Raw genomic sequence first — 26,418 nt, forward strand, 5'->3', positions numbered from 1 at the left:
CTTACATCCCCATCAGAGCACGAAGCTCGCTCATGTCCGGCTCATCATCCGGAGCAGGCAAACTAGGAGCAGTAGACCGTGCAGCGATGGCACGCTTCAGCGGACTGAATTCTTGGTCGTTGCTCAAACGGATGATCGTGCCATCAGGGGTATCCTTCGACTCAAGGATCTGAACCAGTTGATCCGCTCGCGCCAAGGTCTTGATCTGGTGTTGACTCCAACGGTCTGCCCCATAGATCCCCTCCTCATTTGCCGCTTCGGCCTTTTCAAGCTGTGTGCGAGTTGCGTCGCGATGAGCCTTGAGCCTTTCGAGCTTGGTTGCGTCCCCTTTGACACACACCTGCTCAGTGCAGTTGAGGCAGTCACGGTGTTTCTGGCATGGGAGCATCGAGTAGTCATGTACGCAGAAGCCGAAGATAGTGATGTGCGCGATTCCATCGCCGATAGCATCTAGGTCAGCCAACGTGACCGGCATGTTCTGCCGAATTTTGGTCAGAGCCACACCAATCCCAGCCTCCCTCGCCAACTCGACATGCTCGTCGGTTGTCATGTGGTTGTAGGTGGCGTTCTGATGAATATTCGCCCGACCTGACCATTTCGCAATGTCCAGTTGGCCGAGTGCACCGCGCTGGGCCAGGGTGTTCAGGTAATGGCGAATCTGGTGAGAACTGAGGTTGATCGGCGTGCCGTCCGGGTTCTTGTAGCCGTTACGTTCCCAGATGCTCCGCTCCTGACCATCGATATAGTTGATATCGGTCGTGAACGTGCTCTTGCCGGGTGCCCAGACGATGATAGGCCGTGGTGGGTGATCAGCCCGAAACTCGTTCTGACGGAAGCAGCAAAGCGCTTCAGAGTACTTAACGTGCCGCTCTTTGTTCAGCCATGGCCACCCTTCCGGCAGCTTGCTGTGCATGAAGCCGTTCAGAAAGCGCAGCGTCACATATCCATGCTCAGCATAGAAGTCCTGAAAGGGGGCGTACCCTTCCAGTGCAACCTTCAACCTAGATCTGGGGCTCTGAGATGGCAGAAACCCGAGTGCCAAACACGCTTGAGTATCAGTAAGCGGATGATCCTCCGCTACATCCGGGCATCCTTCATGGCGGTAGAACTTATCTGGGTTAGCCTCAAGCCACCGGGCCAATTTTCGCCCTGGCTCAGACATCTCGGCGAGGCGGCGAACAGCTTCCTCTGCGATCTGCTGCATAGGAGTCGGCAGCCACTTGATGTCAGCCCCATATCCCTTACCGGCATAGAACCTAAGGCCTAATCGATCCACACCCTTGCTGTCTTTGTCTCGATGCAAACAATTCAACGGCAGATCTTGAATTTCTGTGATTCTTGAAGGTGCGCACATACACAGAGCAAAAACTGACGTAGTGAAGCGATCCCTAGCGCCTAGCAAATCGTTATTGAACATCTCTGCCATAGCATGCAACACATGCTCTTCTGGCATTTTGTCCTCACGTAGTTGCTTACCAGCCTCGTCGGTACGGTTGATCTCCTTTGGCTTCTTGATTGGGTTTTTCCAAGAGATTGGCGTAGGGATGATCCGACTCTCGTTCAGAAATGCGAGCAGCTTTGCGAGGCTAATGCCAGCCTGGTAAGACGTGGCGTCAAGTGTACGGGCGACGTTAGCGGCCTCATCCATAACGCTGAGGTCAGTCTTGGTGATGTCCGCACAGTTCTTGATCTCCAACAGAGCAGCTTCAATGCAGCGAATAGCTTTGAACTCATTCTTCAGCTTGGTAGGTTTGTGACCTTGCTGATAACGGACATATGCCTTAGCAAAGGACATGATACCGGCATCCAAAAGCTGGTCGGGAGTGAAACCTCGAGAAGGAGCCCCCGTCTTCGTGAAGTTCCCAATCTGCGGCCAGGTGTGGCTGTACCAATCGAGGTCTGCGCCGAACACTGTGAGCCTGTCCCGGCACATGAGGATGAACTCTTCCAGGTTTTGCTGGCTGGTCAGCTCAGGCTTTGGAACAAACTGAAAAATATTAGTCATCGGCAGAGTCGCCCTTCATGGCTTTGCAACGTGTTACTACATCACTGACGGCGAGGATGAGCCGGTCATTCACGGACGCGATCTTGAGATCGCCGGTGCTCGCGAGTACACCGTCCCGCTCAGCGATCAGTCCTTCCAAAACATACTCGTGAGGCCCATCCAGCCAAGGCTGGAAGTGAGAGCAGGTGTAGCAAGCGATAGGAGCCAGCGCGCTGCAGAATCCGTAACTCCCACAGGTGCCAACATTACCTCCGGAGCTGCAGATCCGACTGCTACGGTCATCACCTCGACGGGCCTTCGACTCATCCAATACCAGGACACCTTGAAACGCTTGAGCCAATGGAGCCAGCTGCAAAGCCACAGCCTTGTCAATCCGCTCAACGATGTCAGGGATGTTCTTCACATAAACCCCAGCATTCTGAAGATCGGAGTGATCAAGGGCTTCCGCGATGACGTACTCACCCTTCCCTTCTCTCGCCAGGTTTGTACCGAGCGTATACCTGAAGCGGTATGCATTAAGGTGGGTAATGGCGCCCGTTCGCTCACTTATCACGCCGATGGTCTCTTTGATACCCCGCATGACCTCAGCGACTTCCAACGTTCGTGCGTGAAGAAAGTCACCGTCCAGTTGGTCTTTCAAGCTCCTCTTCGAGTCGTAATTCCCCAAGACAGGAAATAGAGGCAGCTCGAGAGCTAGCTTTTGCGGTAGCGGTTTCCCATAGGCTTCGTCGAAAGCCAATCGCACTGCTTCCGCTTGGGACTGCAACAACACCCAAAGATCCTCTACGACCTCGAACTTAGCAAATGAACTACGCCAATCCGCATGCCGCTGCTTGGCACGAGGGAAGTTCACAAAATACTTCTGACCTACTTTAATAAGATCCTTGATTTTCAGAGCAGCAATTTGGATTGGCCGTCGCCCTGTCATAGACAGAATCATCGCATAGCAGGTGTCGCGAAGTATTATCCTACCCTCCGCAAATCCTTCGATAACGCCTGAGACAATTCCATCCATTTCAATGTCAGTAAGCGGGCCATTTTCCGGGCACATGGACTGCACTGCGTAGCCCTTCTCGTTCCCCTTAATCTTCCATTTCTCGATCATGCTCATCGAGTGGGGAGGAATACCGGGATAGCCAAGCGTAGTCCACGTACGCATGAAGGCTCTAATTGTGCTGAGCATCCATTCGTTCTTACCCAAGTTAGCCCGATATGAAATAAGAGATTCCGAACTGAAAAGTTCAAAACCGGCGCAGAATTCAAAATAGAGCTTAAGCCACGAAAAAGTATTTCTCGCGTGGTTTGCAGAGCAAGTCTCCGAGTAAATCGCCAGCACTTGGCGAAAGCTTTCACCCATTTCCTTACCGATTAACTTATCGATATCAACGGGGTAAAAAGCAATATCTTTATTCAAGCGCCAATGATCAGATGAGACGACAATTTCATACCCATCTTTTGACAGAAACTCAGCACGCAGATAACGAGACGGCAGAGCACTTTTATTAACGATCACCAGACGACTTCCTCAAGTATTTCTCTTGCAAACCGATCACAGCCTTACCAGCTTGTTCTTTGATATGACGCTTATTGTAAGTACGAGCAGTACCTGATGTTTCACTCCAACCCATCAAGTATGATCGAAGCTTTTCCTCACGCTCGGGGCTCGTTCCTCGCTCATCGCAACTCTTGGAGAAAATGTAATTCCAATGATGACGAAGTGCGTGGGCATGAAGACTAGAAAACTCATTAGCAAGACCGGACAAAGTCCCGATGAATACCCCAAATCCGGAGTTGGACAATGGCCATCCCAAACTATCACCGGACTTATGAGTTACGAACAAATACCCATGCTTTCTAGCACCAGGAACTTTGTTCCTATAGTGAGATACGTAATCACGGATTTTATCCATGAACTCGGGGATCAGGGGGAAGGTTCGCTCACGGGTCTTGGCCAACGGCTGATATGTTCTTGGATCATCAGGTGAGTCCGCACGCCGGACAACCTTGACTGTGTTCTTAGCAAAGTCAAAATCCCCAATTTTAAGATTCAATATCTCTCCTCGCCGCATCCCAGTGATACGGAGAAGCCCGAACAGCAACGCATTCCTGAATTGGACTCCAATGCTTTTGACAGGGTTGGCTTCATGGCCAGGAGTGAGGATCTCTTCAAGCTTGTCCAACAGATCCTCATCGAGATGACTCTCCGACCGATCTGACTCTGTCTTGCCGGGGGTTTTGGGACGGTTCGCCTTGATCTGCGCGACCATGAGCGCGATTGAGCTCACACTGCTCTCCGTCATGGGGTGCAGTCTTCCCGCCAGAAAGCCTATGTAGCATGCAATGTCAGTCATGCGGTTGTACTGGCTGTCCCTGCTAACTCGTCTGCGACGGCCTTTGATCGATACCACCTTGCCGTCTTTCGGTCGGGCATCCTCTAGCCGCTTCTGAGCGAAGTCTCGAAGGGAGTGGATCTCATGGGGCAGGAGCAGCTCGCTTCGCTTAAACCGCGACTCCAGCTCCAGGTTGTAGTAATCCTGCCAGGCGAAAAGCACCTTGAGAGATGACAGAGCGCTGTTGATGGTGTTGATGGAAAGGGAGGCACCACGCAGCTCGGCTGTCACATAGAGCGATGGGTAGTAGAGAGGCATACCAGTCTCATCGACAAGGATCGAAAATCTCTCCCCCGATTCACCTTGAAACCTTCTGATCGACAGCCGCATACACACCTCGAATTCCTTACGTAAATTCAAGGTAGGAGTGTGGAAAATAATCGTCAACCGATTTTTTACACCCCGAAAACGCGAAAGCCCCCGCAGGGCGGGGGCTCTCTTATGAAACTTTACAAAAAAGTCTCAGGTGGACTCTAGAACGGAATATCGTCATCGAAGCTGTCGAAGTCAGCCGCCGGCTGCGGCGCAGGCTGCTGCGGCGCCGGGCGCTGTTGCTGCTGCGGGCGCTGAGCCTGCTGGCGTGGAGGAGCCTGGTTGTACTGTTGCTGCTGGCCGCCACCGTAGTTGCCGCCACCCTGGTTGTACGGGTCGCCGCCCTGCTGCTGACCTTGCGGACGACCGCCGAGCAGCTGCATGGTGCCGTTGATGTCGACGATGATCTCAGTGGTGTAGCGCTTGATGCCGTCTTTTTCCCACTCACGGGTCTGCAGCTTGCCTTCGATGTAGCACTGCGAACCTTTGCGCAGGTATTCGCCGGCGATTTCGGCAACCTTGCCGAACAGCGACACACGGTGCCACTCGGTACGCTCGACCTTCTGGCCCGACTGCTTGTCGGTCCACTGCTCGCTGGTGGCCAGGCTCAGGTTGGTCACGGCGTTACCGTTGGGCAGGTAGCGGACTTCGGGATCCTGGCCACAGGTGCCGACCAGAATGACTTTGTTAACCCCACGGGCCATAACGTTCTCCTAGGCTTCGCACGCCGAAGAGGCTGGATTCACCAGTCGCTCGAGGGTCGCACGGTCCAAAATTTTCGTATCCAGTTTGATATAGATGGCGGCTTCATCTGCCACCACCACGGCGTCGGTCACACCCGGCACGGCCATCAGGCGCTCGGTCAAGCCGGCTTCCCGAACTGCCTCTGGCGTCAGCGGCATGCGCAGGCTGGTCACATAGGGCGGCTCGTTCATGCGCAAGGCAACGACCAACCAGATGGCACACAGGATTGCGCAACCAAGGAACACCATGTTCAGCCCGCCGTGCTGGAACAGCCAGCCACCGAGGATTCCTCCCAGGGCGGCGCCGAGGAACTGGCTGGTGGAATACACCCCCATCGCCGTCCCCTTGCCACCAGCAGGCGACACCTTGCTCACCAGCGAAGGCAACGAAGCCTCCAGCAGGTTGAATGCGGTAAAGAATACCACGGTGCCAATCACCAGTCCGCGCAAACCGTCAGCCCACTGCCAGAAGAACACTTCCGTCAGCAGCAGGACACTGACCGCACCGGCCAACACACGTTTCATCTTGCGCTTTTTTTCGCCGTAGATGATGAACGGGATCATTGCAAAAAATGAGATCAGCAGCGCGGTCAGGTACACCCACCAGTGCTGTTCCTTGGGCAGGCCGCCGCGTTCGACGAATGCCAGGGGCAGCGCGACGAAGCTGGCCATGAGGATGGCGTGGAGGATGAAAATGCCCACGTCCAGGCGCAGAAGGTCCGGGTGACGCAGGGTCGGGCCGAGGGCCTGGCGCGCCACACCCGACTCGCGGTGCTGCAAGGTGCTGTGGGTATTGGGTACGACGAAGGCGATCAACAGGATGCCGACCAGGGCAAGTCCTGCGGTGGCCAGGAACAATCCTGACAAGCCGAAGTGGCTTGTGAGCAATGGGCCAATAACCATGGCGACCGCGAACGACAGGCCGATGCTCATGCCGATCATCGCCATCGCCTTGGTCCGGTGCTGCTCGCGGGTCAGGTCCGAGAGCAAGGCCATGACCGCCGCGGAAATCGCCCCGGCGCCCTGCAGGATTCGCCCGGCGATCACGCCCCAGATGGAGTCGGCCTGGGCCGCCAACAAGCTGCCCAGGGCAAAGACCACCAGCCCCAGGTAAATCACCGGCCGGCGGCCGATGCGGTCGGAAATCATCCCGAACGGGATCTGCAATACTGCCTGGGTCAGGCCATAGGCGCCAATGGCCAGGCCGATCAGTGCAGGTGTGGCGCCGGCCAGGTCCATGCCGTAGGTGGCCAGCACCGGCAAGACCATGAACATGCCCAGCATACGAAAGGCAAAGACCAGGGCCAGGCCGCTAGCAGCGCGGGTTTCGCCGCTGCTCATGCGCTCGTTGTGGGTGTCGTGCATGGATAAACCTCGTGTGAACCGGCGGCGATTCTATCAGTCCGACAGCTTGACGGCATCTACGCGACGCTTTGCCGCGTACTGGCAGCGCGCCGTATACTTCCTTGTTTATGCCCGCCGAGCGAGGCCGCAGTGGACAAGATCCTGATTCGTGGGGCGCGTACCCACAACCTGAAGAACATCGACCTGACCCTGCCGCGGGACAAGCTGATCGTGATCACCGGCCTGTCCGGATCCGGCAAGTCGTCCCTGGCGTTCGACACCCTCTACGCCGAAGGCCAGCGCCGCTACGTGGAATCGCTGTCGGCCTACGCGCGGCAATTCCTGTCGATGATGGAGAAACCCGACGTCGACACCATCGAAGGCCTGTCACCGGCCATTTCCATCGAGCAGAAGTCGACCTCGCACAACCCCCGCTCCACGGTCGGCACCATCACCGAAATCTACGACTACCTGCGCCTGCTGTACGCACGCGTCGGTACGCCGCGCTGCCCGGACCACGATATTCCGCTGGAAGCGCAAACGATCAGCCAGATGGTCGACCTGGTGCTGGAGCGCCCGGAAGGCAGCAAGCTGATGCTGCTGGCGCCAGTGGTGCGCGAACGCAAGGGTGAGCACCTGGCGGTGTTCGATGAGCTACGCGCCCAAGGCTTCGTCCGTGCACGGGTCAACGACAAGCTCTATGAGCTGGATGAACTGCCCAAGCTGGACAAGCAGAAAAAGCACAGCATCGACGTGGTGGTGGACCGTTTCAAGGTTCGCGCCGACCTGCAGCAGCGCCTGGCCGAGTCGTTCGAGACCGCGTTGAAGCTGGCCGACGGCATCGCCCTGGTGGCGCCCATGGACGACGAGCCAGGCGAAGAGATGATCTTCTCCGCGCGCTTCGCCTGCCCGGTGTGCGGCCACGCGATCAGCGAGCTGGAGCCGAAGCTGTTCTCCTTCAACAACCCGGCCGGTGCCTGCCCGACCTGCGACGGCCTGGGCGTGAAGCAGTTCTTCGACACCAAGCGCCTGGTCAACAGCGAGCTGACCCTGGCCGAAGGCGCGATTCGCGGCTGGGACCGGCGCAACGTCTACTACTTCCAGATGCTCGGCTCGCTGGCCGCGCATTACGGCTTCAGCCTGGAGGAGCCGTTCGGCGAACTGTCAGCCGACCACCAGAAGGTGATCCTGCAGGGCAGCGGCAAGCAGAGCGTCGACTTCAAGTACCTCAACGACCGCGGTGATATCGTCAAGCGCTCACACCCGTTCGAAGGCATCGTGCCGAACCTCGAACGCCGCTACCGCGAAACCGAGTCGGCCACCGTGCGTGAAGAGCTGGCCAAGTTCCTCGGCACCCAGCCCTGCCCGGATTGCCGCGGCACCCGCCTGCGCCGCGAAGCCCGCCACGTGTGGGTCGGCGAGAAGACCCTGCCAGCGGTGACCAACCTGCCGATCGGTGAAGCCAGCAGTTACTTCGGTGACCTGACCCTGACCGGTCGCCGCGGCGAGATTGCGGCGAAGATCCTCAAGGAGATCTGCGAGCGCCTGCAGTTCCTGGTCAACGTCGGTCTCGACTACCTGACCCTCGACCGCAGTGCCGACACGCTGTCTGGCGGTGAAGCCCAGCGTATCCGCCTGGCCAGCCAGATCGGTGCCGGCCTGGTCGGGGTGATGTACATCCTCGATGAACCGTCCATCGGCCTTCATCAACGGGACAACGACCGCCTGCTGGCCACCCTCAACCACCTGCGCGACCTGGGCAACACGGTGATCGTGGTGGAACACGACGAGGACGCGATCCGCCTGGCCGACTACGTGGTGGACATCGGCCCTGGGGCTGGCGTGCACGGTGGCCAGATCGTCGCCGAGGGCTCGCCGCAGGAGGTCATGGACCATCCTGATTCGCTGACGGGCAAGTACCTGTCCGGGCGCAAGAAAATTGTCGTGCCGGCGCAGCGCACCCCACGCAACAAGAAGCTGCAACTCAAGCTCAAGGGCGCACGTGGCAACAACCTGCAGAACGTCGACCTGGAGATCCCGATCGGCCTGCTGACCTGCGTGACCGGCGTGTCCGGCTCGGGCAAATCGACGCTGATCAACAACACCCTGTTCCCCCTCGCCGCCACCGCCCTCAACGGCGCGAGCAGCCTGGAAGCCGCACCGCACAGCAGCATGGACGGCCTGCAGCACCTGGACAAGGTGGTGGACATCGACCAGAGCCCGATCGGCCGCACCCCGCGCTCGAACCCGGCGACCTACACCGGCATCTTCACGCCGATTCGCGAGCTGTTCTCCGGCGTGCCAGAATCGCGCTCGCGTGGCTACGGCCCGGGGCGTTTCTCGTTCAACGTCAAGGGCGGCCGTTGCGAGGCCTGCCAGGGCGATGGCCTGATCAAGGTCGAAATGCACTTCCTGCCGGACATCTACGTGCCCTGCGACGTGTGCAAGAGCAAGCGCTACAACCGCGAAACCCTGGAGATCAAGTACAAGGGCAAGAACATCCACGAAGTGCTGGAAATGACCATCGAGGATGCCCGTGAGTTCTTCGATGCAGTGCCGGCGCTGGCGCGCAAGCTGCAGACGCTGATGGACGTGGGGCTTTCGTACATCAAGCTGGGGCAATCGGCGACCACCTTGTCCGGTGGCGAGGCGCAACGGGTGAAGCTGTCCCGTGAGCTGTCCAAGCGCGACACCGGCAAGACCTTGTACATCCTCGACGAACCAACCACCGGCCTGCACTTCGCCGACATCCAGCAGTTGCTGGACGTTCTGCATCGCCTGCGTGACCACGGCAACACCGTGGTGGTGATCGAGCACAACCTGGATGTGATCAAGACCGCCGACTGGCTGGTAGACCTGGGGCCGGAAGGCGGCTCCAAGGGCGGGCAGATCATTGCCTGCGGTACCCCGGAAGAGCTGACCAAGATGAAGCAGTCATATACCGGGCACTACCTCAAGCCACTGCTGGAGCGTGACCGGGCCTGACGGTTGCCGCTGACATGAAAAAGCCCCTGGTACCGATGGTGCCAGGGGCTTTTTCATGAAGCTGTGAATAACTTACATCTGCGACTGCAGGTAGTTTTCCAGGCCGATGGCCTTGATCAGGCCCTGCTGCTTCTCCAGCCAGTAGGTGTGATCTTCTTCGGTGTCAGCCAGCTGCGCGCGCAGGATGTCGCGGCTGATGTAGTCCTTGTGCAATTCGCACAGCTCGATGCCTTTGCACAGCGCGCCACGCACCTTGTACTCAAGCTTGAGGTCGGCCTCGATCATTTCCGGCACGGTGCTGCCCACTTCGAGGTCGTCCGCGCGCATGTCGGGAGTGCCTTCGAGCATGAGGATACGACGCATCAGGGCATCAGCGTGCTGCGTCTCTTCTTCCATCTCGTGGTTGATACGCTCGTAGAGCTTGGACAGGCCCCAGTCTTCGTACATGCGCGAGTGGATGAAGTACTGGTCGCGAGCGGCCAGTTCGCCCTTCAGCAACGTGACGAGGTAGTTGATTACGTCCGGGTGACCTTGCATCGCCCTGATTCTCCCTGTGAAAACGGCTTGATGCACATAGTGTGAACCAGCTTTTGCGCGCGGTCACTGAAAAACGCGCAATTAGAAGCAAAAAATCGGTTAAACAGTAGTGATATTCATTGAAAAACCGCCCAAATGAGGGCGGTTCTTCTTATCACTTCGACTTAGGCGAGATTCACGCCCAATGCCTTGGCGATGCCTTCGCCGTAGGCCGGGTCGGCCTTGAAGAAGTACTGCAACTGGCGCTGTATGACGTCTTCGCTGACGCCCACCATGGTGCCGGCAATGTTGTTGATCAGCAGCGCCTTCTGCTCGTCGCTCATCAGGCGGAACAACGCACCGGCGTGGCTGTAATAGTCGTTGTCCTCACGGTGGTCGTGGCGGTCAGCTGCGCCGCTGAGGGCCAGCGCGGGTTCGGCGTGGCGTGGCGACTGCTTCGGCGCATCAGCGTAGCTGTTGGGCTCATAGTTCGGCGCACTGCCGTAGCTGCCCATAGCCATCGAACCATCGCGCTGGTAGCTGTTCACCGGGCTGCGTGGGGCGTTCACCGGCAGTTGCTGGTGGTTGGTACCTACACGGTAGCGGTGTGCATCGGCGTAGGCGAATACGCGGCCCTGCAGCATGCGGTCAGGCGACAGGCCGACACCCGGGACCATGTTGCTCGGGCCGAATGCCGCCTGTTCCACTTCGGCGAAGTAGTTGAGCGGGTTGCGGTTGAGCTCCAGTACACCGACCTCGATCAGCGGGTAGTCCTTCTGCGACCAGGTCTTGGTCACGTCGAACGGGTTCTCGCTGCGGTTGGCGGCCTCGGCCTCGCTCATCACCTGGATGCACACGGTCCAGCGCGGGAAGTCTCCACGCTCGATGGCCTCGAACAGGTCACGCTGAGCATAGTCAGGATCGGTACCGGCCAGGCGCGCTGCATCGGCCGGGGCCAGGTTCTTGATGCCTTGCTGGGTCTTGAAGTGCCATTTAACCCAGGTGCGCTCGCCTTCGGCATTGATCAGGCTGTAGGTGTGGCTACCGAAGCCGTGCATGTGCCGGTAACCGTCCGGGATACCGCGATCGGAGAACAGGATGGTGACCTGGTGCAATGCTTCGGGCGAGTGCGACCAGAAGTCCCACATCATCTGGGCGTTCTTAAGGTTGGTTTGCGGGTGGCGCTTCTGGGTGTGGATAAAATCGGGGAACTTGAGCGGGTCGCGGATGAAGAACACCGGGGTGTTGTTGCCAACGATGTCCCAGTTGCCTTCCTCGGTGTAGAACTTGACCGCAAAGCCACGAGGGTCACGCTCGGTGTCCGCAGAGCCGCGCTCGCCGCCGACCGTCGAGAAGCGCAGGAAGGTCTCGGTCTGCTTGCCGATCTGTTCGAACAGCTTGGCGCTGGTGTACGAGGTGATATCGCGGGTAACGGTGAAGGTACCGTAGGCACCCGAGCCTTTGGCGTGCACGCGGCGCTCAGGGATGTTCTCACGGTTGAAGTGGGCGAGCTTCTCGATCAGGTGGAAGTCGTCGAGCAACAGCGGGCCGCGTGGGCCGGCAGAACGGGAATTCTGGTTGTCAGCTACAGGTGCACCGCTGGCGGTGGTGAGAATCTTGCTCATGGGCTCTCCTTATCGGTCTTCAGGCGCCGGCTAAACGGCTTGAGAAGGAGTATCGACGAGCGGTTGTTTCAGAACAAATTCATTACATGACTTGTATCAATAGAAATAAACAATACTTGCAGACACAAAAAACCGGGCACTAGGCCCGGTTCTTTGTAGCAGACAGAACGTCTTACTCAGCAGCTTCTACAGCACCGCCGACCGGACGATCAACCAGCTCGACGTACGCCATAGGCGCGTTGTCGCCAGCGCGGAAACCGCACTTCAGGATGCGCAGGTAGCCGCCCTGACGGGTGGCGTAACGCTTGCCCAGGTCGTTGAACAGTTTGCCAACAGCGGACTTCGAACGGGTACGGTCGAAGGCCAGACGACGGTTAGCAACGCTGTCTTCCTTGGCCAGGGTGATCAGCGGCTCGGCAACGCGGCGCAGTTCCTTGGCTTTCGGCAGGGTGGTTTTGATCAGCTCGTGCTCGATCAGCGACACTGCCATGTTCTGGAACATAGCCTTGCGGTGAGAGCTGGTACGGCTCAGGTGACGTCCACTTTTACGATGACGCATGATTCATTCCTTACCAAACACTACGTTCGGTGATTACGACGATCAGGCGGTCGCCTTGTCGTCTTTCTTAAGACTTGCAGGCGGCCAGTTGTCGAGGCGCATGCCGAGAGACAGACCACGAGAGGCCAGGACGTCCTTGATTTCAGTCAGGGACTTCTTGCCCAGGTTAGGAGTCTTCAACAGCTCTACTTCGGTACGCTGAATCAGGTCGCCGATGTAGTAGATGTTCTCCGCCTTGAGGCAGTTGGCCGAACGTACAGTCAGTTCCAGGTCGTCAACCGGGCGCAGCAGGATCGGATCGATCTCGTCTTCCTGCTCGACTACGACAGGCTCACTGTCACCTTTGAGGTCGACGAACGCGGCCAGCTGCTGTTGCAGGATGGTCGCAGCGCGGCGGATAGCCTCTTCAGGATCCAGGGTGCCGTTGGTTTCCAGATCAATGACCAGCTTGTCCAGGTTGGTACGCTGTTCAACACGGGCGTTCTCGACCACATAGGCGATACGACGCACCGGGCTGAACGAAGCGTCCAGCTGCAGACGGCCAATGCTACGGCTTTCGTCTTCGTCGGTTTGACGGGAGTCAGCCGGCTCGTAACCGCGACCACGAGCTACGGTGAGCTTCATGTTCAGGGCGCCGTTGGACGCCAGGTTCGCGATTACGTGATCGGGGTTGACGATCTCGACATCGTGATCCAGCTGAATATCGGCAGCGGTAACCACCCCCGAACCCTTTTTCGACAAGGTCAGCGTAACTTCGTCACGACCGTGCAGTTTGATAGCCAGGCCTTTCAGGTTCAACAGGATTTCAATTACGTCTTCCTGAACACCTTCGATCGCGGAGTACTCATGGAGTACGCCATCGATCTCGGCCTCGACTACTGCACAGCCAGGCATGGAGGACAACAGGATGCGGCGCAGCGCGTTGCCCAGGGTATGGCCGAAACCACGCTCGAGAGGCTCGAGCGTAATCTTGGCGCGGGTCGGACTGACTACCTGCACATCAATATGGCGGGGAGTCAGGAACTCATTTACCGAAATCTGCATGGATGCACCTATTTTCTAGCCCTTACTTGGAGTAGAGCTCGACAATCAGGTTTTCGTTGATGTCGGCAGACAGATCGCCACGAGCTGGAACGTTCTTGAAAACGCCCGACTTCTTAGCGGAATCTACGTCTACCCACTCAACGCGGCCACGCTGGGCGCACAGTTCAAGGGCTTGAACAATGCGCAGCTGGTTCAGCGACTTCTCGCGAACCGCGACCACGTCACCCGGACGAACTTGGTAGGATGGAATGTTTACAGTCTTACCGTTGACGCTGATAGCCTTGTGGGAAACCAGCTGACGCGACTCGGAACGAGTCGAGCCGAAGCCCATACGGTAAACGACGTTATCCAGACGGCACTCGAGCAGTTGCAGCAGGTTCTCACCGGTTGCGCCTTTTTTCGAGGCAGCAGCTTGGTAGTAACCGCGGAACTGACGCTCCAGAACACCGTAGATACGACGGACTTTTTGTTTCTCGCGCAGCTGGGTACCGTAGTCGGACTGACGGCCACGGCGCTGGCCGTGGATACCTGGGGCTGCTTCGATGTTGCACTTCGATTCCAGAGCGCGAACGCCGCTCTTCAGGAACAGGTCGGTGCCTTCACGACGAGACAGTTTGCATTTTGGACCAATGTAACGTGCCATTCTTCTGTCTCCTGATTACACGCGACGCTTCTTCGGCGGACGGCACCCGTTATGCGGGATTGGCGTCACGTCGGTGATGCTGGCGATCTTGTAGCCGCAGCTGTTCAGTGCACGAACGGCGGATTCACGACCTGGACCTGGACCCTTGACGTTGACGTCGAGGTTCTTCAGACCATATTCCAGCGCAGCTTGACCAGCACGCTCAGCAGCAATCTGGGCTGCGAACGGGGTGGATTTGCGCGAACCACGGAAACCCGAACCACCGGAAGTAGCCCAGGACAGTGCGTTGCCCTGACGGTCGGTGATGGTCACGATGGTGTTGTTGAAAGACGCATGGATGTGGGCGATGCCATCAACCACTGTCTTTTTGACTTTCTTACGAGGACGAGCAGCAGGTTTTGCCATGTCTATATTCCTGGGCGATTACTTGCGGATCGGCTTACGCGGGCCCTTACGGGTGCGTGCGTTGGTCTTGGTGCGCTGACCGCGAACCGGCAGACCTTTACGATGACGCAGGCCACGGTAGCAGCCCAGGTCCATCAAGCGTTTGATCTTCATGTTGATGTCACGACGCAGGTCACCTTCGGTGGTGATCTTCGCGACTTCGCCACGCAGGATTTCGATTTGCTCGTCGCTCAGATCCTTGATCTTTGCGGCTGGGTTGACACCAGCGTCTGCACAGATCTTCTGTGCAGTTGTGCGACCGACACCATAGATGTAGGTCAGCGAGATAACAGTATGCTTGTTATCTGGAATGTTGACGCCTGCAATACGGGCCATTCAGTGGGACTCCAATTGACAGCTACCTACGCCCCGGAAGCCAAGAAATAGGGCGCGAGATAATATCGCTGTAGAAACGAATAATCAACCCAGCAGCACACTAGCTGCTGGGTTTGAAGCGCAGATCACACTCAGCCTTGGCGCTGTTTGTGACGCGGTTCCGCGCTGCAGATCACTCGTACGACGCCTTCGCGACGGATGATCTTGCAGTTACGGCACAGCTTTTTCACCGATGCACGAACTTTCATTACCGACTCCTCGAACCTTAGGGGGCGTATCAGCGCAGCAGACCGCTGCCGCCGTAGCCTTTCAGGTTGGCTTTCTTCATCAGGGATTCGTACTGGTGCGAAACGAGGTGCGATTGTACTTGGGACATGAAGTCCATCACAACCACTACCACAATCAGCAACGAGGTCCCGCCAAGGTAGAACGGCACATTTGCTGCCACCACCAGGAACTGGGGCAGAAGGCAGACGGCCATCATGTAAAGAGCACCGAACATGGTCAGACGAGTCAGAACGCCATCAATGTAGCGTGCGGACTGCTCACCAGGACGGATACCCGGAATAAAGGCACCGGACTTCTTCAGGTTTTCCGCTACGTCTTTCGGGTTGAACATCAACGCTGTGTAGAAGAAGCAGAAGAAAATGATCCCTGCACTAAACAGCAGAATGTTCAACGGCTGACCAGGAGCGATCGACTGCGAGATGTCCTGCAGCCAGCCCATACCTTCGGACTGACCGAACCAGGCACCCAGCGAAGCCGGGAACAGCAAAATGCTGCTCGCGAAAATGGCCGGGATAACCCCCGCCATGTTCACCTTCAGCGGCAAGTGGCTGGTCTGCGCAGCGAAGACCTTACGGCCCTGCTGACGCTTGGCGTAGTGAACCGCGATACGACGCTGACCACGCTCAATGAACACCACGAAACCGATGATCGCTACTGCAAGCAAACCGATTGCGACCAGGGCGAAAATGTTGATATCGCCTGTGCGTGCAGACTCGAAAGACTGCCCGATTGCTCTCGGAAGACCGGCAACGATACCTGCGAAGATCAACATCGAGATACCGTTGCCCACACCGCGCTCGGTGATCTGCTCGCCCAGCCACATCATGAACATCGCGCCTGCCACGAAGGTGGAGACAGCAACGACATAGAAGCCGAGACCTACAGAAAACGCCACGCCCTGGTTGGCCAGGCCAATGGACATGCCAATGGCTTGAACCAGTGCCAGGATAACGGTGCCGTAGCGGGTGTACTGGCTGATCTTGCGACGGCCAGCTTCACCTTCCTTCTTCAACTGCTCCAGTTGCGGGCTGACCGCCGTCATCAGCTGCATGATGATCGATGCCGAGATGTACGGCATGATCCCCAGTGCAAAGATGCTCATGCGCTCAAGCGCGCCACCGGAAAACATGTTGAACAAGCTAAGAATGGTCCCCTCATTCTGCCGAAACAGATCCGCCAGACGGTCTGGATTGATGCCAGGAACCGGGATATGCGCACCTATCCGATAGACGATGATCGCCATGAACAGAAAGCGCAGACGAGCCCAGAGTTCCGACATCCCGCCCTTACCGAGCGAAGAGAGAGCACCTTGCTTAGCCATTTATTCCTCGAACTTGCCGCCAGCTGCTTCGATAGCCGCACGCGCACCCTTGGTGGCTGCGATGCCCTTGATGGTGACTGCGCGAGTGACTTCGCCAGACAGCATGATTTTCACACGCTGTACGTTCTGGCCAATCACGTTGGCGTCCTTCAGGGACTGTACGGAAACCACGTCGCCTTCCACTTTGGCCAGCTCGGACAGACGCACTTCAGCGCGGTCCATGGCTTTCAGGGAAACGAAGCCGAACTTCGGCAGACGACGGTGCAGCGGCTGTTGACCGCCTTCGAAGCCAGGAGCGATCGAACCGCCCGAACGGGAGGTCTGACCTTTGTGGCCACGGCCGCCGGTCTTACCCAGACCGCTACCGATACCACGACCTGGACGATGCTTCTCGCGACGGGAACCCGGCGCTGGACTCAGATCATTGAGTTTCATCGATTAACCCTCGACCTTCAGCATGTAGTAAGCCTTGTTGATCATCCCGCGGTTCTCGGGAGTATCCTGGACTTCTACAGTGTGACCGATGCGACGCAGACCCAGACCTTTAACGCACAGTTTGTGGTTAGGCAGGCGGCCCGAGACGCTCTTGATCAGCGTTACTTTTACGGTTGCCATGATTAGAAGATCTCCTCAACGCTCTTGCCGCGCTTGGCAGCAATGGACTCAGGAGATTGCATGGCTTTCAGACCCTTGAAGGTGGCGTAAACCACGTTCACTGGGTTGGTCGAACCGTAGCACTTGGCCAGGACGTTCTGAACACCAGCAACTTCCAGGACGGCACGCATGGCGCCGCCGGCGATGATACCGGTACCTTCCGAGGCAGGCTGCATGTAAACCTTCGAGGCGCCGTGGGCAGCCTTGGTGGCGTACTGCAGGGTGGTGCCCTTCAGGTCAACCTGGATCATGTTGCGACGAGCAGCTTCCATGGCTTTCTGGATCGCGGCAGGAACTTCGCGCGACTTGCCACGGCCGAAACCAACGCGACCCTTGCCATCACCAACCACGGTCAGCGCGGTGAAGGTGAAGATGCGGCCGCCTTTAACGGTTTTAGCTACGCGGTTAACTTGAACCAGCTTCTCGATGTAGCCTTCGTCGCGCTTTTGATCGTTATTTGCCATAACTTAGAACTCCAGCCCGCCTTCACGAGCAGCATCAGCCAGCGCTTTGACGCGGCCGTGGTACTTGAAGCCGGAACGGTCAAAGGCAACTTGAGATACACCGGCGGCTTTCGCACGCTCAGCTACCAGCTTGCCAACCTTAGTGGCCGCGTCGATGTTGCCAGTGGCGCCATCACGCAGGTCTTTGTCCAAGGTCGAGGCGCTTGCCAGAACCTTGCTGCCGTCGGCCGAAATGACCTGGGCGTAGATGTGCTGCGAGGAGCGGAACACGCACAGGCGCACGACTTCGAGTTCGTGCATCTTGAGGCGTGCTTTGCGAGCGCGACGCAGTCGAATAACTTTTTTGTCGGTCATTTGCTAGGCCCTACTTCTTCTTGGCTTCTTTACGACGGACTGCTTCGTCCGCGTAACGCACACCCTTGCCTTTGTAAGGCTCTGGCGGACGGAACCCGCGGATTTCAGCGGCCACCTGACCTACCAGCTGCTTGTCGATACCCTTGATCAGGATGTCGGTCTGGCTAGGAGTTTCAGCGGTGATGCCGGCTGGCAGTTCGTAGTCCACTGGGTGAGAGAAGCCCAGGGCCAGGTTCAGGACGGTGCCTTTGGCCTGTGCCTTGTAACCAACACCGACCAGCTGGAGCTTACGCTCGAAGCCTTGGCTTACGCCTTGGACCATGTTGTTGACCAGAGCGCGGGTAGTACCGGCCATGGCGCGAGCTTGCTGGTCACCATTGCGAGCGACGAAACGCAGCTCACCAGACTCTTCGGTAACTTCAACAGACGAGTGAACGTTCAGTTCGAGAGTGCCTTTGGCACCCTTCACCGAAAGCTGCTGGCCGGCGAATTTGACTTCGACACCGGATGGCAGCTTAACGGGGTTCTTAGCGACGCGAGACATGTCTATCCCCCCTTAGAACACTGTGCAGAGAACTTCGCCGCCGACACCGGCAGCGCGCGCAGCGCGATCAGTCATCACACCTTTGTTGGTGGAGACAATAGACACGCCCAGGCCGCCACGTACTTTCGGCAGCTCAGTGACGGACTTGTACTGGCGCAGGCCTGGACGGCTGGAGCGCTTCAGTTCCTCGATGACCGGACGGCCTTCGAAGTACTTCAGTTCGATCGACAGGGAAGGCTTGGCTTCACCAGTAACCTGGTAGCCAGCGATGTAACCTTCGTCCTTCAGAACTTTGGCAACCGCGACCTTCAGAGTGGAGGAAGGCATGCTTACGACGGACTTTTCAGCCATCTGGGCATTACGGATGCGAGTTAGCATGTCCGCTAACGGGTCCTGCATACTCATGGGCTAGATGCTCCTGATACAAGAAATATTAGCCTTGCGGCTATCACAACCACCCGAACGGGCAGGGTAAAAAACCCAGGCTCGGGTGAGCCGGTCATTCTAGACACAAGGCAGAAACGAAACAAGCCCCACGAGGGGGCTTGTTTGTTGGCGAGGTCACCGATGGTCGGAAGATTGCTCCCCTTCCACCGGGATCACACCTGCAGCAATTACCAGGAGGCTTTGACCAGGCCTGGTACGTCGCCGCGCATTGCAGCTTGACGCAGCATGTTACGGCCCAGGCCGAACTTACGGTATACACCGTGAGGACGACCGGTCAGGCGGCAACGGTTGCGCAGGCGCGAAGCGCTAGCATCACGTGGCTGCTTCTGCAGAGCGACTACGGCAGCGAAACGCTCTTCTGGAGAGGCGTTCTGGTTGACGATGGTCGCTTTCAGCTCAGCACGCTTCTTAGCGAACTTGGCTACCGTGAGCTGACGCTTCAGCTCGCGGTTTTTCATGCTCTTCTTGGCCATTTTCCTACTCCAATCAGTTGCGGAACGGGAATTTGAATGCACGCAGCAGAGCGCGGCCTTCGTCATCCGAACGAGCAGTGGTGGTCAGGGTGATGTCCAAACCGCGCAGAGCATCGATCTTGTCGTAATCGATTTCCGGGAAGATGATCTGCTCTTTCACGCCCATGCTGTAGTTGCCACGGCCATCGAAGGACTTGGCATTCAGGCCGCGGAAGTCGCGAACCCGAGGCAGGGAGATCGCCAGCAGGCGGTCCAGGAATTCGTACATCTTGTCGCTACGCAGGGTCACCTTGACGCCGATCGGCCATCCCTCACGGACTTTGAAGCCCGCGATGGATTTACGAGCGAAAGTCACGACCGGCTTTTGACCGGTGATCTTTTCCAGGTCGGCAACAGCGTGCTCGATGACTTTCTTGTCGCCGATCGCTTCGCCCAGACCCATGTTCAGGGTGATCTTGGTAACGCGCGGAACTTCCATCACGTTCGACAGCTTAAGTTCTTCCTTAAGCTTAGGAGCGATTTCGTTCCGGTAAATCTCTTTCAGTCGTGCCATGGTCTTCTACCTAGCAGTGTTCAAGCATCAACCGCTTTTTGGGTCGACTTGAAGACACGAATTTTCTTACCGTCTTCTACTTTGAAACCAACGCGGTCAGCCTTGTTGGTTTCGCCGTTGAAGATGGCAACGTTGGAAGCGTGCAGAGGCGCTTCTTTTTCGACGATACCGCCCTGAACGCCCGCCATCGGGTTAGGCTTGGTATGACGCTTGACCAGGTTCACGCCACCGATAACCAGACGGTCATCAGCCAGAACCTTCAGCACCTTACCGCGCTTACCTTTGTCTTTGCCGGCGATCACGATGATCTCGTCGTCACGACGAATCTTTTGCATGTCGGATCTCCTTACAGCACTTCAGGGGCGAGCGAGACGATCTTCATGAACTTCTCAGTACGAAGTTCACGGGTCACTGGCCCGAAGATGCGAGTGCCGATCGGCTCTTGCTTGGTGTTCAGCAGAACAGCAGCGTTGCCGTCGAAACGAATGATGGAACCGTCAGCGCGACGTACACCGTGACGGGTACGGACGACAACAGCAGTCATCACCTGGCCTTTTTTGACCTTACCGCGCGGAATTGCTTCCTTGACGGTTACTTTGATGATGTCACCGATGCCGGCGTAACGGCGGTGCGAACCGCCGAGCACCTTGATGCACATGACGCGACGAGCGCCGCTGTTATCGGCCACATCGAGCATGGATTGAGTCTGAATCATAAAATTTCTCCGACCCCTAGCCCTTAGACTTCAACAGCGCGTTCGAGGACTTCAACCAGTGCCCAGGACTTGGTCTTGGCCAGCGGACGGGTTTCACGGATGGAAACCTTGTCGCCGATTTTGCACTGGTTGGATTCGTCGTGCGCGTGCAGCTTAGTCGAACGCTTAACGTATTTACCGTAGATCGGGTGCTTTACGCGACGCTCGATCAGAACGGTGATGGTCTTGTCCATTTTGTCGCTGACGACACGGCCAGTCAGCGTACGGACGGTTTTTTCAGCTTCAGCCATGATCACTTACCTGCCTGCTGGTTAAGCACAGTTTTCACGCGAGCGATGTCACGCTTAACTTGCGAGAGCAGGTGCGACTGCCCCAACTGGCCAGTTGCCTTCTGCATACGCAGATTGAACTGGTCGCGCAGCAAGCCGAGCAGTTGCTCATTCAGTTGCTGTGCAGATTTTTCACGAAGTTCATTCGCTTTCATCACATCACCGTCCGCTTAACAAAGGAGGTGGCGAGAGGCAGCTTTGCAGCAGCCAGGGCGAAAGCTTCGCGCGCCAGCTCTTCAGAAACACCCTCGATCTCGTACAGGACTTTACCTGGCTGGATCTGGGCAACCCAGTACTCCACGGAGCCCTTACCTTTACCCATACGAACCTCGAGAGGCTTTTTGGAGATCGGCTTGTCCGGGAACACACGGATCCAGATCTTACCGCCACGCTTAACGTGACGGGTCAGCGCACGACGTGCGGACTCGATCTGGCGAGCGGTGAGGCGACCGCGAGCAACAGCTTTCAGGGCGAATTCGCCGAAGCTGACTTTGCTACCGCGCAGTGCCAGACCACGGTTGTGGCCAGTCATCTGCTTGCGGAATTTTGTACGCTTTGGTTGCAACATTTGGCGTACCCCTTACTTAGCAGCTTTTTTACGAGGCGCTGGTGCTTGTGGTTTCAGTTCTTCTTGGCGACCACCAATAACTTCGCCTTTGAAGATCCAAACCTTCACACCGATCACACCGTAAGTGGTGTGAGCTTCGTAGGTGTTGTAGTCGATATCGGCACGCAGGGTGTGCAGAGGCACACGACCTTCGCGATACCACTCGGTACGAGCAATCTCAGCACCGCCGAGACGACCGCTCACCTGGATCTTGATGCCCTTGGCACCAATACGCATGGCGTTCTGTACGGCGCGCTTCATGGCGCGACGGAACATTACGCGGCGTTCCAGCTGCTGAGCTACGCTCTGCGCAACCAGCATAGCGTCGAGTTCCGGCTTGCGGATCTCTTCGATGTTGATGTGCACAGGCACACCCATCTGCTTGGTCAGGTCCTGACGCAGCTTCTCGACATCTTCACCTTTCTTCCCGATAACGATACCTGGACGAGCGGTGTGGATGGTGATGCGTGCAGTTTGAGCCGGACGATGAATATCGATACGGCTTACGGACGCGCTTTTTAGTTTGTCTTGGAGGTACTCACGCGTTTTCAGATCCTTCAACAGGTAATCTGCGTAAGTAGCACCGTCTGCGTACCAGACGGAGGTGTGCTCCTTGACGATTCCCAGGCGAATGCCAGTGGGATGTACTTTCTGACCCATCTGATCGACTCCGTTACTTGTCCGCAACCTTGACAGTGATATGGCAAGACCGCTTGACGATGCGATCAGCACGGCCTTTGGCACGTGGCATGATGCGCTTCAGCGAACGCCCTTCGTTGACGAAGACGGTGGAGACCTTCAGGTCATCAACGTCTGCGCCTTCGTTGTGTTCGGCGTTGGCTACGGCCGACTCGAGGACTTTCTTCATGATTTCAGCGGCTTTTTTGCTGCTGAAGGCCAACAGGTTGAGCGCTTCGCCCACCTTCTTCCCGCGGATCTGGTCGGCGACCAAGCGGGCTTTCTGGGCGGAGATGCGAGCGCCCGACAACTTAGCGGCTACTTCCATTTCCTTACCCCTTAACGCTTGGCTTTCTTGTCAGCCACGTGCCCGCGATAGGTGCGGGTACCGGCGAACTCGCCCAGTTTGTGGCCGACCATGTCTTCGTTCACGAGAACTGGGACATGCTGGCGACCGTTGTGAACCGCGATGGTCAGACCGACCATTTGTGGCAGGATCATCGAGCGACGCGACCAGGTTTTAACTGGTTTGCGATCGTTCTTCTCCACCGCCACTTCGACCTTCTTCAACAGGTGAAGATCGATAAAAGGACCTTTTTTCAGAGAACGTGGCACTGTCGTATCCCTCTAGTTACTTGCGACGACGGACGATCATGTTGTCGGTACGCTTATTACCGCGGGTCTTCGCACCCTTGGTTGGGAAGCCCCATGGCGATACCGGATGACGACCACCGGAGGTACGACCTTCACCACCACCATGTGGGTGGTCAACCGGGTTCATGGCAACACCACGAACGGTTGGGCGAACGCCGCGCCAGCGTTTGGCACCAGCTTTACCCAGCGAACGCAGGCTGTGCTCGGAGTTCGAGACTTCGCCCAGGGTCGCACGGCACTCAGCCAGGACTTTACGCATTTCACCAGAGCGCAGACGCAGGGTCACGTAGACACCTTCGCGGGCGATCAGCTGAGCCGAAGCACCAGCGGAACGTGCGATCTGAGCACCTTTACCCGGCTTCAGTTCGATGCCGTGAATGGTGCTACCTACTGGGATGTTGCGCAGCTGCAGGGAGTTACCGGCCTTGATTGGGGCCAGGGCACCTGCGATCAGCTGGTCGCCAGCGCTCACGCCTTTAGGGGCGATGATGTAGCGACGCTCACCGTCTGCGTAGCACAGCAGGGCGATGTGAGCAGTACGGTTTGGATCGTATTCGATACGCTCGACAGTGGCTGGGATGCCATCTTTGTCGTTGCGACGGAAGTCGACCAGACGGTAATGCTGCTTGTGACCACCACCAACGTGACGAGTGGTAATGCGGCCATTGTTGTTACGACCACCAGACTTCGATTTTTTCTCGATCAGCGGTGCGTGAGGAGCGCCTTTGTGCAGCTCCTTGTTGACCACCTTGACCACGAAACGGCGGCCAGGGGAAGTCGGTTTGCATTTAACGATTGCCATGATGCACCCCTTCCTTACTCAGCACTGCTGCTGAAATCGAGATCTTGGCCTGGCTGAAGGGAGACGATCGCCTTCTTCCAGTCATTACGCTTGCCCAGACCACGTGCGGTACGCTTGGTTTTACCCAGAACGTTAACAGTCGACACGTTTTCAACTTTTACGTTGAACAGGCCTTCGACAGCTTTCTTGATTTCCAGCTTGGTTGCATCAGTAGCAACCTTGAATACGAACTGGCCTTTTTTCTCAGCCAGAACGGTAGCCTTCTCGGAAACGTGCGGGCCAAGGAGGACTTTGAATACGCGTTCCTGGTTCATCCCAGCAGCTCCTCGAATTTCTTCACGGCCGAGACGGTGATCAACACCTTCTCGTATGCGATCAGACTGACCGGGTCGGAACCTTGAACGTCACGTACATCGACGTGCGGCAGGTTGCGAGCAGCCAGGTACAGGTTCTGATCAACAGCGTCGGAAACGATCAGTACGTCGTTCAGACCCATGCCGTTCAGCTTGTTCAGCAGATCTTTGGTTTTCGGCGCTTCAACAGCGAAGTCCTGAACCACGACCAGACGATCGCTACGCACCAGCTCAGCGAGGATGGAGCGCAGGGCTGCGCGGTACATCTTCTTGTTGAGCTTCTGCGAGTGATCTTGAGGACGAGCTGCGAAGGTTACACCACCGCCACGCCAGATCGGACCACGGGTGGTACCAGCACGAGCACGGCCAGTACCCTTCTGACGCCATGGGCGCTTACCGCCACCAGCCACGTCGGAACGGGTCTTCTGCTGCTTGGTGCCCTGACGGCCGCCAGCCATGTAGGCCACGACTGCTTGGTGTACCAGCGTCTCGTTGAATTCGCCACCGAAAGCCAGTTCGGAAACTTCGATCGCCTGAGCGTCATTTACATTAAGTTGCATGTCAGTATCCCCTTAACCGCGAGCCTTGACAGCTGGACGTACAACCACGTCGCCGCCAGTAGCGCCAGGTACGGCACCCTTGACGAGCAGCAGGTTGCGCTCAGCGTCTACGCGAACTACTTCCAGGGACTGAACAGTCACGCGCTCGGCGCCCATGTGACCGGACATTTTCTTGCCCTTGAACACACGACCAGGAGTCTGGCACTGGCCGATGGAACCTGGGACACGGTGCGACACGGAGTTACCGTGGGTGTTGTCCTGGCCACGGAAGTTCCAGCGCTTGATGGTACCGGCGAAGCCTTTACCTTTGGACTGACCAGTAACGTCAACCAGCTGGCCTGCAGTGAAGAGTTCAGCTTTGATCGAGTCGCCAGCCTGGAACTCGCCTTCTTCAAGACGGAACTCCCAGACACCGCGACCAGCGGCAACGTTGGCCTTGGCGAAGTGACCTGCCTGAGCGGCAGTCACACGCGAAGCACGACGCTCGCCGACAGTGACTTGCACTGCACGGTAGCCATCGGTTTCTTCAGTTTTGAACTGGGTGACACGATTCGGCTCGATCTCAATGACCGTGACCGGAATGGAGACACCTTCTTCGGTGAAAATGCGGGTCATACCGCACTTGCGACCGATTACACCAATAGTCATGTTATAAACCTCATGAGTGTACGGGGCTTTCACCCGCTATGGCCGCCCATTTCAGAGCGTTACACGACTAGACCGAAGTCTTAGCCGAGGCTGATCTGTACTTCCACACCTGCCGCCAGATCAAGCTTCATCAGCGCGTCAACGGTTTTATCCGTTGGCTGGACGATGTCCAGAACACGCTTATGAGTGCGAATCTCGTACTGGTCACGCGCGTCTTTGTTGACGTGCGGGGAGACCAGAACGGTGAAACGCTCTTTGCGGGTAGGCAGTGGAATTGGACCACGCACTTGTGCACCAGTACGTTTCGCGGTTTCCACGATTTCCTGGGTGGATTGGTCGATCAGGCGATGGTCGAAAGCCTTCAACCTGATACGGATTTGCTGATTTTGCATTGGATTTCAGACTCCAGGCTGTTCCCAACGGACGCACTACGCCCGCTAAAAGGAGGCGTGATTCTATAGACGCCCCAATTTAGTGTCAACCCAATAAAAAAAACCCCCGCTGAGCGGGGGTTTTTTCAATCGGTCGAGTGATTACTCGATGATTTTGGCTACGACGCCGGCGCCGACGGTACGACCGCCTTCACGGATAGCGAAGCGCAGACCGTCTTCCATTGCGATGGTCTTGATCAGGGTAACAGTCATCTGAATGTTGTCACCTGGCATTACCATTTCAACGCCTTCCGGCAGTTCGCAGTTACCGGTCACGTCAGTGGTACGGAAGTAGAACTGAGGACGGTAGCCTTTGAAGAACGGAGTGTGACGGCCGCCTTCTTCCTTCGACAGGACGTAGACTTCTGCGGTGAACTTGGTGTGCGGCTTGACCGAACCTGGCTTGACCAGAACCTGGCCACGCTCAACGTCGTCACGCTTGGTACCACGCAGCAGAACGCCGCAGTTCTCGCCAGCACGGCCTTCGTCCAGCAGCTTGCGGAACATCTCAACACCGGTGCAGGTGGTGGTGGTGGTGTCACGCAGACCAACGATTTCCAGCGGATCCTGAACGCGGACGATACCACGCTCGATACG

37 protein-coding genes are annotated in these 26,418 nt (G+C 57.2%); 1 reads left to right on the plus strand and 36 read right to left on the minus strand.

Annotated features, from left to right (window positions below; genetic code table 11):
* Position 1 precedes the first annotated feature (1 nt).
* The 5 genes from N430_RS15115 to N430_RS15135 all read right to left on the minus strand — a co-directional run bounded on the left by N430_RS15115 (position 2) and on the right by N430_RS15135 (position 6,815).
* On the minus strand, positions 2-2,005 hold the full coding sequence (locus N430_RS15115; RefSeq protein WP_110637818.1) for an integrase: 2,004 nt from the start codon (positions 2,003-2,005) through the stop codon (positions 2-4).
* The gene (locus N430_RS15120) at positions 1,998-3,518 is read right to left on the minus strand and encodes a site-specific integrase (RefSeq protein WP_110637819.1); all 1,521 of its coding nucleotides are present in this window, start codon (positions 3,516-3,518) and stop codon (positions 1,998-2,000) included. The genes N430_RS15115 and N430_RS15120 overlap by 8 nt, the downstream gene beginning before the upstream one ends.
* Positions 3,508-4,725 (minus strand): site-specific integrase, encoded by a 1,218-nt coding sequence (locus tag N430_RS15125; RefSeq protein ID WP_110637820.1) that lies wholly within the window; start codon positions 4,723-4,725, stop codon positions 3,508-3,510. Before N430_RS15125 ends, N430_RS15120 begins: the two co-directional genes overlap by 11 nt.
* A gap of 143 nt (positions 4,726-4,868) precedes the next feature.
* Positions 4,869-5,411: a single-stranded DNA-binding protein gene (locus N430_RS15130; RefSeq protein WP_085677073.1), complete on the minus strand. Its 543-nt coding sequence runs from the start codon at positions 5,409-5,411 to the stop codon at positions 4,869-4,871.
* 9 nt (positions 5,412-5,420) lie between these two features.
* Complete coding sequence (locus N430_RS15135; RefSeq protein ID WP_103448766.1) at positions 5,421-6,815, minus strand: MFS transporter; 1,395 nt, start codon at positions 6,813-6,815, stop codon at positions 5,421-5,423.
* A 129-nt stretch (positions 6,816-6,944) separates the two neighbouring features.
* On the opposite strand from N430_RS15135, the gene uvrA reads away from it, so the two are divergent.
* The gene (gene uvrA, locus N430_RS15140) at positions 6,945-9,779 is read left to right on the plus strand and encodes an excinuclease ABC subunit UvrA (protein WP_165837358.1); all 2,835 of its coding nucleotides are present in this window, start codon (positions 6,945-6,947) and stop codon (positions 9,777-9,779) included.
* A gap of 72 nt (positions 9,780-9,851) precedes the next feature.
* Here the strand turns inward: uvrA and bfr are convergent, their stop codons facing one another.
* The 31 genes from bfr to N430_RS15295 all read right to left on the minus strand — a co-directional run.
* Complete coding sequence (gene bfr, locus N430_RS15145; RefSeq protein WP_003257116.1) at positions 9,852-10,316, minus strand: bacterioferritin; 465 nt, start codon at positions 10,314-10,316, stop codon at positions 9,852-9,854.
* Between the two features lie 164 nt (positions 10,317-10,480).
* Positions 10,481-11,920: a catalase gene (locus tag N430_RS15150; RefSeq protein WP_110637822.1), complete on the minus strand. Its 1,440-nt coding sequence runs from the start codon at positions 11,918-11,920 to the stop codon at positions 10,481-10,483.
* Positions 11,921-12,092: 172 nt separating this feature from the next.
* Positions 12,093-12,479, minus strand: a complete 387-nt coding sequence (gene rplQ / locus N430_RS15155; protein WP_003255451.1) for a 50S ribosomal protein L17 — start codon at positions 12,477-12,479, stop codon at positions 12,093-12,095.
* Between the two features lie 42 nt (positions 12,480-12,521).
* Positions 12,522-13,523, minus strand: a complete 1,002-nt coding sequence (gene rpoA, locus N430_RS15160; protein ID WP_003255452.1) for a DNA-directed RNA polymerase subunit alpha — start codon at positions 13,521-13,523, stop codon at positions 12,522-12,524.
* A 22-nt stretch (positions 13,524-13,545) separates the two neighbouring features.
* Positions 13,546-14,166, minus strand: a complete 621-nt coding sequence (gene rpsD, locus N430_RS15165) for a 30S ribosomal protein S4 (RefSeq protein WP_027917844.1) — start codon at positions 14,164-14,166, stop codon at positions 13,546-13,548.
* Between the two features lie 15 nt (positions 14,167-14,181).
* Entirely contained in the window at positions 14,182-14,571 is a 390-nt protein-coding gene (rpsK, locus tag N430_RS15170) for a 30S ribosomal protein S11 (RefSeq protein ID WP_003255454.1), read from the minus strand.
* An 18-nt stretch (positions 14,572-14,589) separates the two neighbouring features.
* Positions 14,590-14,946 (minus strand): 30S ribosomal protein S13, encoded by a 357-nt coding sequence (gene rpsM, locus N430_RS15175; RefSeq protein ID WP_110637823.1) that lies wholly within the window; start codon positions 14,944-14,946, stop codon positions 14,590-14,592.
* A gap of 131 nt (positions 14,947-15,077) precedes the next feature.
* On the minus strand, positions 15,078-15,194 hold the full coding sequence (rpmJ, locus tag N430_RS15180) for a 50S ribosomal protein L36 (protein ID WP_002555468.1): 117 nt from the start codon (positions 15,192-15,194) through the stop codon (positions 15,078-15,080).
* A 29-nt stretch (positions 15,195-15,223) separates the two neighbouring features.
* Positions 15,224-16,555, minus strand: coding sequence for a preprotein translocase subunit SecY (gene secY / locus N430_RS15185; RefSeq protein WP_016393394.1), 1,332 nt, complete (start codon positions 16,553-16,555; stop codon positions 15,224-15,226).
* The gene (gene rplO / locus N430_RS15190) at positions 16,556-16,990 is read right to left on the minus strand and encodes a 50S ribosomal protein L15 (protein ID WP_023382625.1); all 435 of its coding nucleotides are present in this window, start codon (positions 16,988-16,990) and stop codon (positions 16,556-16,558) included. It lies immediately after the preceding gene.
* Positions 16,991-16,993: 3 nt separating this feature from the next.
* The gene (gene rpmD / locus N430_RS15195) at positions 16,994-17,170 is read right to left on the minus strand and encodes a 50S ribosomal protein L30 (protein ID WP_003255463.1); all 177 of its coding nucleotides are present in this window, start codon (positions 17,168-17,170) and stop codon (positions 16,994-16,996) included.
* Positions 17,171-17,172: 2 nt separating this feature from the next.
* Positions 17,173-17,673: a 30S ribosomal protein S5 gene (gene rpsE, locus N430_RS15200; protein WP_003255465.1), complete on the minus strand. Its 501-nt coding sequence runs from the start codon at positions 17,671-17,673 to the stop codon at positions 17,173-17,175.
* 3 nt (positions 17,674-17,676) lie between these two features.
* On the minus strand, positions 17,677-18,027 hold the full coding sequence (rplR, locus tag N430_RS15205) for a 50S ribosomal protein L18 (RefSeq protein ID WP_003255467.1): 351 nt from the start codon (positions 18,025-18,027) through the stop codon (positions 17,677-17,679).
* A gap of 10 nt (positions 18,028-18,037) precedes the next feature.
* Positions 18,038-18,571, minus strand: a complete 534-nt coding sequence (rplF, locus tag N430_RS15210) for a 50S ribosomal protein L6 (RefSeq protein WP_054887033.1) — start codon at positions 18,569-18,571, stop codon at positions 18,038-18,040.
* 12 nt (positions 18,572-18,583) lie between these two features.
* Positions 18,584-18,976 carry a 30S ribosomal protein S8 gene (rpsH, locus tag N430_RS15215; RefSeq protein WP_019097628.1) on the minus strand — a complete coding sequence of 131 codons (393 nt, stop codon included), beginning with the start codon at positions 18,974-18,976 and terminating at the stop codon, positions 18,584-18,586.
* A 209-nt stretch (positions 18,977-19,185) separates the two neighbouring features.
* Positions 19,186-19,491 (minus strand): 30S ribosomal protein S14, encoded by a 306-nt coding sequence (rpsN, locus tag N430_RS15220; protein WP_110637824.1) that lies wholly within the window; start codon positions 19,489-19,491, stop codon positions 19,186-19,188.
* 13 nt (positions 19,492-19,504) lie between these two features.
* Complete coding sequence (gene rplE / locus N430_RS15225) at positions 19,505-20,044, minus strand: 50S ribosomal protein L5 (RefSeq protein ID WP_003255474.1); 540 nt, start codon at positions 20,042-20,044, stop codon at positions 19,505-19,507.
* 20 nt (positions 20,045-20,064) lie between these two features.
* The gene (gene rplX / locus N430_RS15230) at positions 20,065-20,379 is read right to left on the minus strand and encodes a 50S ribosomal protein L24 (protein WP_003255476.1); all 315 of its coding nucleotides are present in this window, start codon (positions 20,377-20,379) and stop codon (positions 20,065-20,067) included.
* An 11-nt stretch (positions 20,380-20,390) separates the two neighbouring features.
* Positions 20,391-20,759: a 50S ribosomal protein L14 gene (gene rplN / locus N430_RS15235; RefSeq protein WP_008089810.1), complete on the minus strand. Its 369-nt coding sequence runs from the start codon at positions 20,757-20,759 to the stop codon at positions 20,391-20,393.
* Between the two features lie 23 nt (positions 20,760-20,782).
* Positions 20,783-21,049, minus strand: a complete 267-nt coding sequence (gene rpsQ, locus N430_RS15240) for a 30S ribosomal protein S17 (RefSeq protein WP_008089812.1) — start codon at positions 21,047-21,049, stop codon at positions 20,783-20,785.
* Positions 21,050-21,051: 2 nt separating this feature from the next.
* Entirely contained in the window at positions 21,052-21,243 is a 192-nt protein-coding gene (gene rpmC / locus N430_RS15245; protein ID WP_002555481.1) for a 50S ribosomal protein L29, read from the minus strand.
* Complete coding sequence (gene rplP / locus N430_RS15250; RefSeq protein WP_003255479.1) at positions 21,243-21,656, minus strand: 50S ribosomal protein L16; 414 nt, start codon at positions 21,654-21,656, stop codon at positions 21,243-21,245. Before rplP ends, rpmC begins: the two co-directional genes overlap by 1 nt.
* Positions 21,657-21,668: 12 nt before the next feature.
* Entirely contained in the window at positions 21,669-22,355 is a 687-nt protein-coding gene (rpsC, locus tag N430_RS15255) for a 30S ribosomal protein S3 (protein ID WP_003255481.1), read from the minus strand.
* Between the two features lie 13 nt (positions 22,356-22,368).
* Entirely contained in the window at positions 22,369-22,701 is a 333-nt protein-coding gene (gene rplV / locus N430_RS15260; protein WP_003103908.1) for a 50S ribosomal protein L22, read from the minus strand.
* An 11-nt stretch (positions 22,702-22,712) separates the two neighbouring features.
* A complete protein-coding gene (gene rpsS, locus N430_RS15265; protein WP_003255482.1) occupies positions 22,713-22,988 on the minus strand; it encodes a 30S ribosomal protein S19 in 276 nt (91 codons plus the stop codon).
* Positions 22,989-23,004: 16 nt separating this feature from the next.
* Positions 23,005-23,829 (minus strand): 50S ribosomal protein L2, encoded by an 825-nt coding sequence (gene rplB, locus N430_RS15270; protein WP_003255483.1) that lies wholly within the window; start codon positions 23,827-23,829, stop codon positions 23,005-23,007.
* Between the two features lie 14 nt (positions 23,830-23,843).
* Positions 23,844-24,143: a 50S ribosomal protein L23 gene (gene rplW, locus N430_RS15275; RefSeq protein ID WP_003255484.1), complete on the minus strand. Its 300-nt coding sequence runs from the start codon at positions 24,141-24,143 to the stop codon at positions 23,844-23,846.
* On the minus strand, positions 24,140-24,742 hold the full coding sequence (gene rplD, locus N430_RS15280) for a 50S ribosomal protein L4 (RefSeq protein ID WP_027917846.1): 603 nt from the start codon (positions 24,740-24,742) through the stop codon (positions 24,140-24,142). The genes rplW and rplD overlap by 4 nt, the downstream gene beginning before the upstream one ends.
* 12 nt (positions 24,743-24,754) lie before the next feature.
* Complete coding sequence (rplC, locus tag N430_RS15285) at positions 24,755-25,390, minus strand: 50S ribosomal protein L3 (protein WP_027917847.1); 636 nt, start codon at positions 25,388-25,390, stop codon at positions 24,755-24,757.
* Between the two features lie 80 nt (positions 25,391-25,470).
* A complete protein-coding gene (gene rpsJ / locus N430_RS15290; protein ID WP_003186070.1) occupies positions 25,471-25,782 on the minus strand; it encodes a 30S ribosomal protein S10 in 312 nt (103 codons plus the stop codon).
* A 141-nt stretch (positions 25,783-25,923) separates the two neighbouring features.
* A partial coding sequence (locus N430_RS15295) for an EF-Tu/IF-2/RF-3 family GTPase (RefSeq protein WP_116583645.1) occupies positions 25,924-26,418 on the minus strand: 495 nt, incomplete at its 5' end.

The sequence above is a fragment of the Pseudomonas sp. CC120222-01a genome (genome assembly GCF_003097235.1).
Lineage (GTDB): Bacteria > Pseudomonadota > Gammaproteobacteria > Pseudomonadales > Pseudomonadaceae > Aquipseudomonas.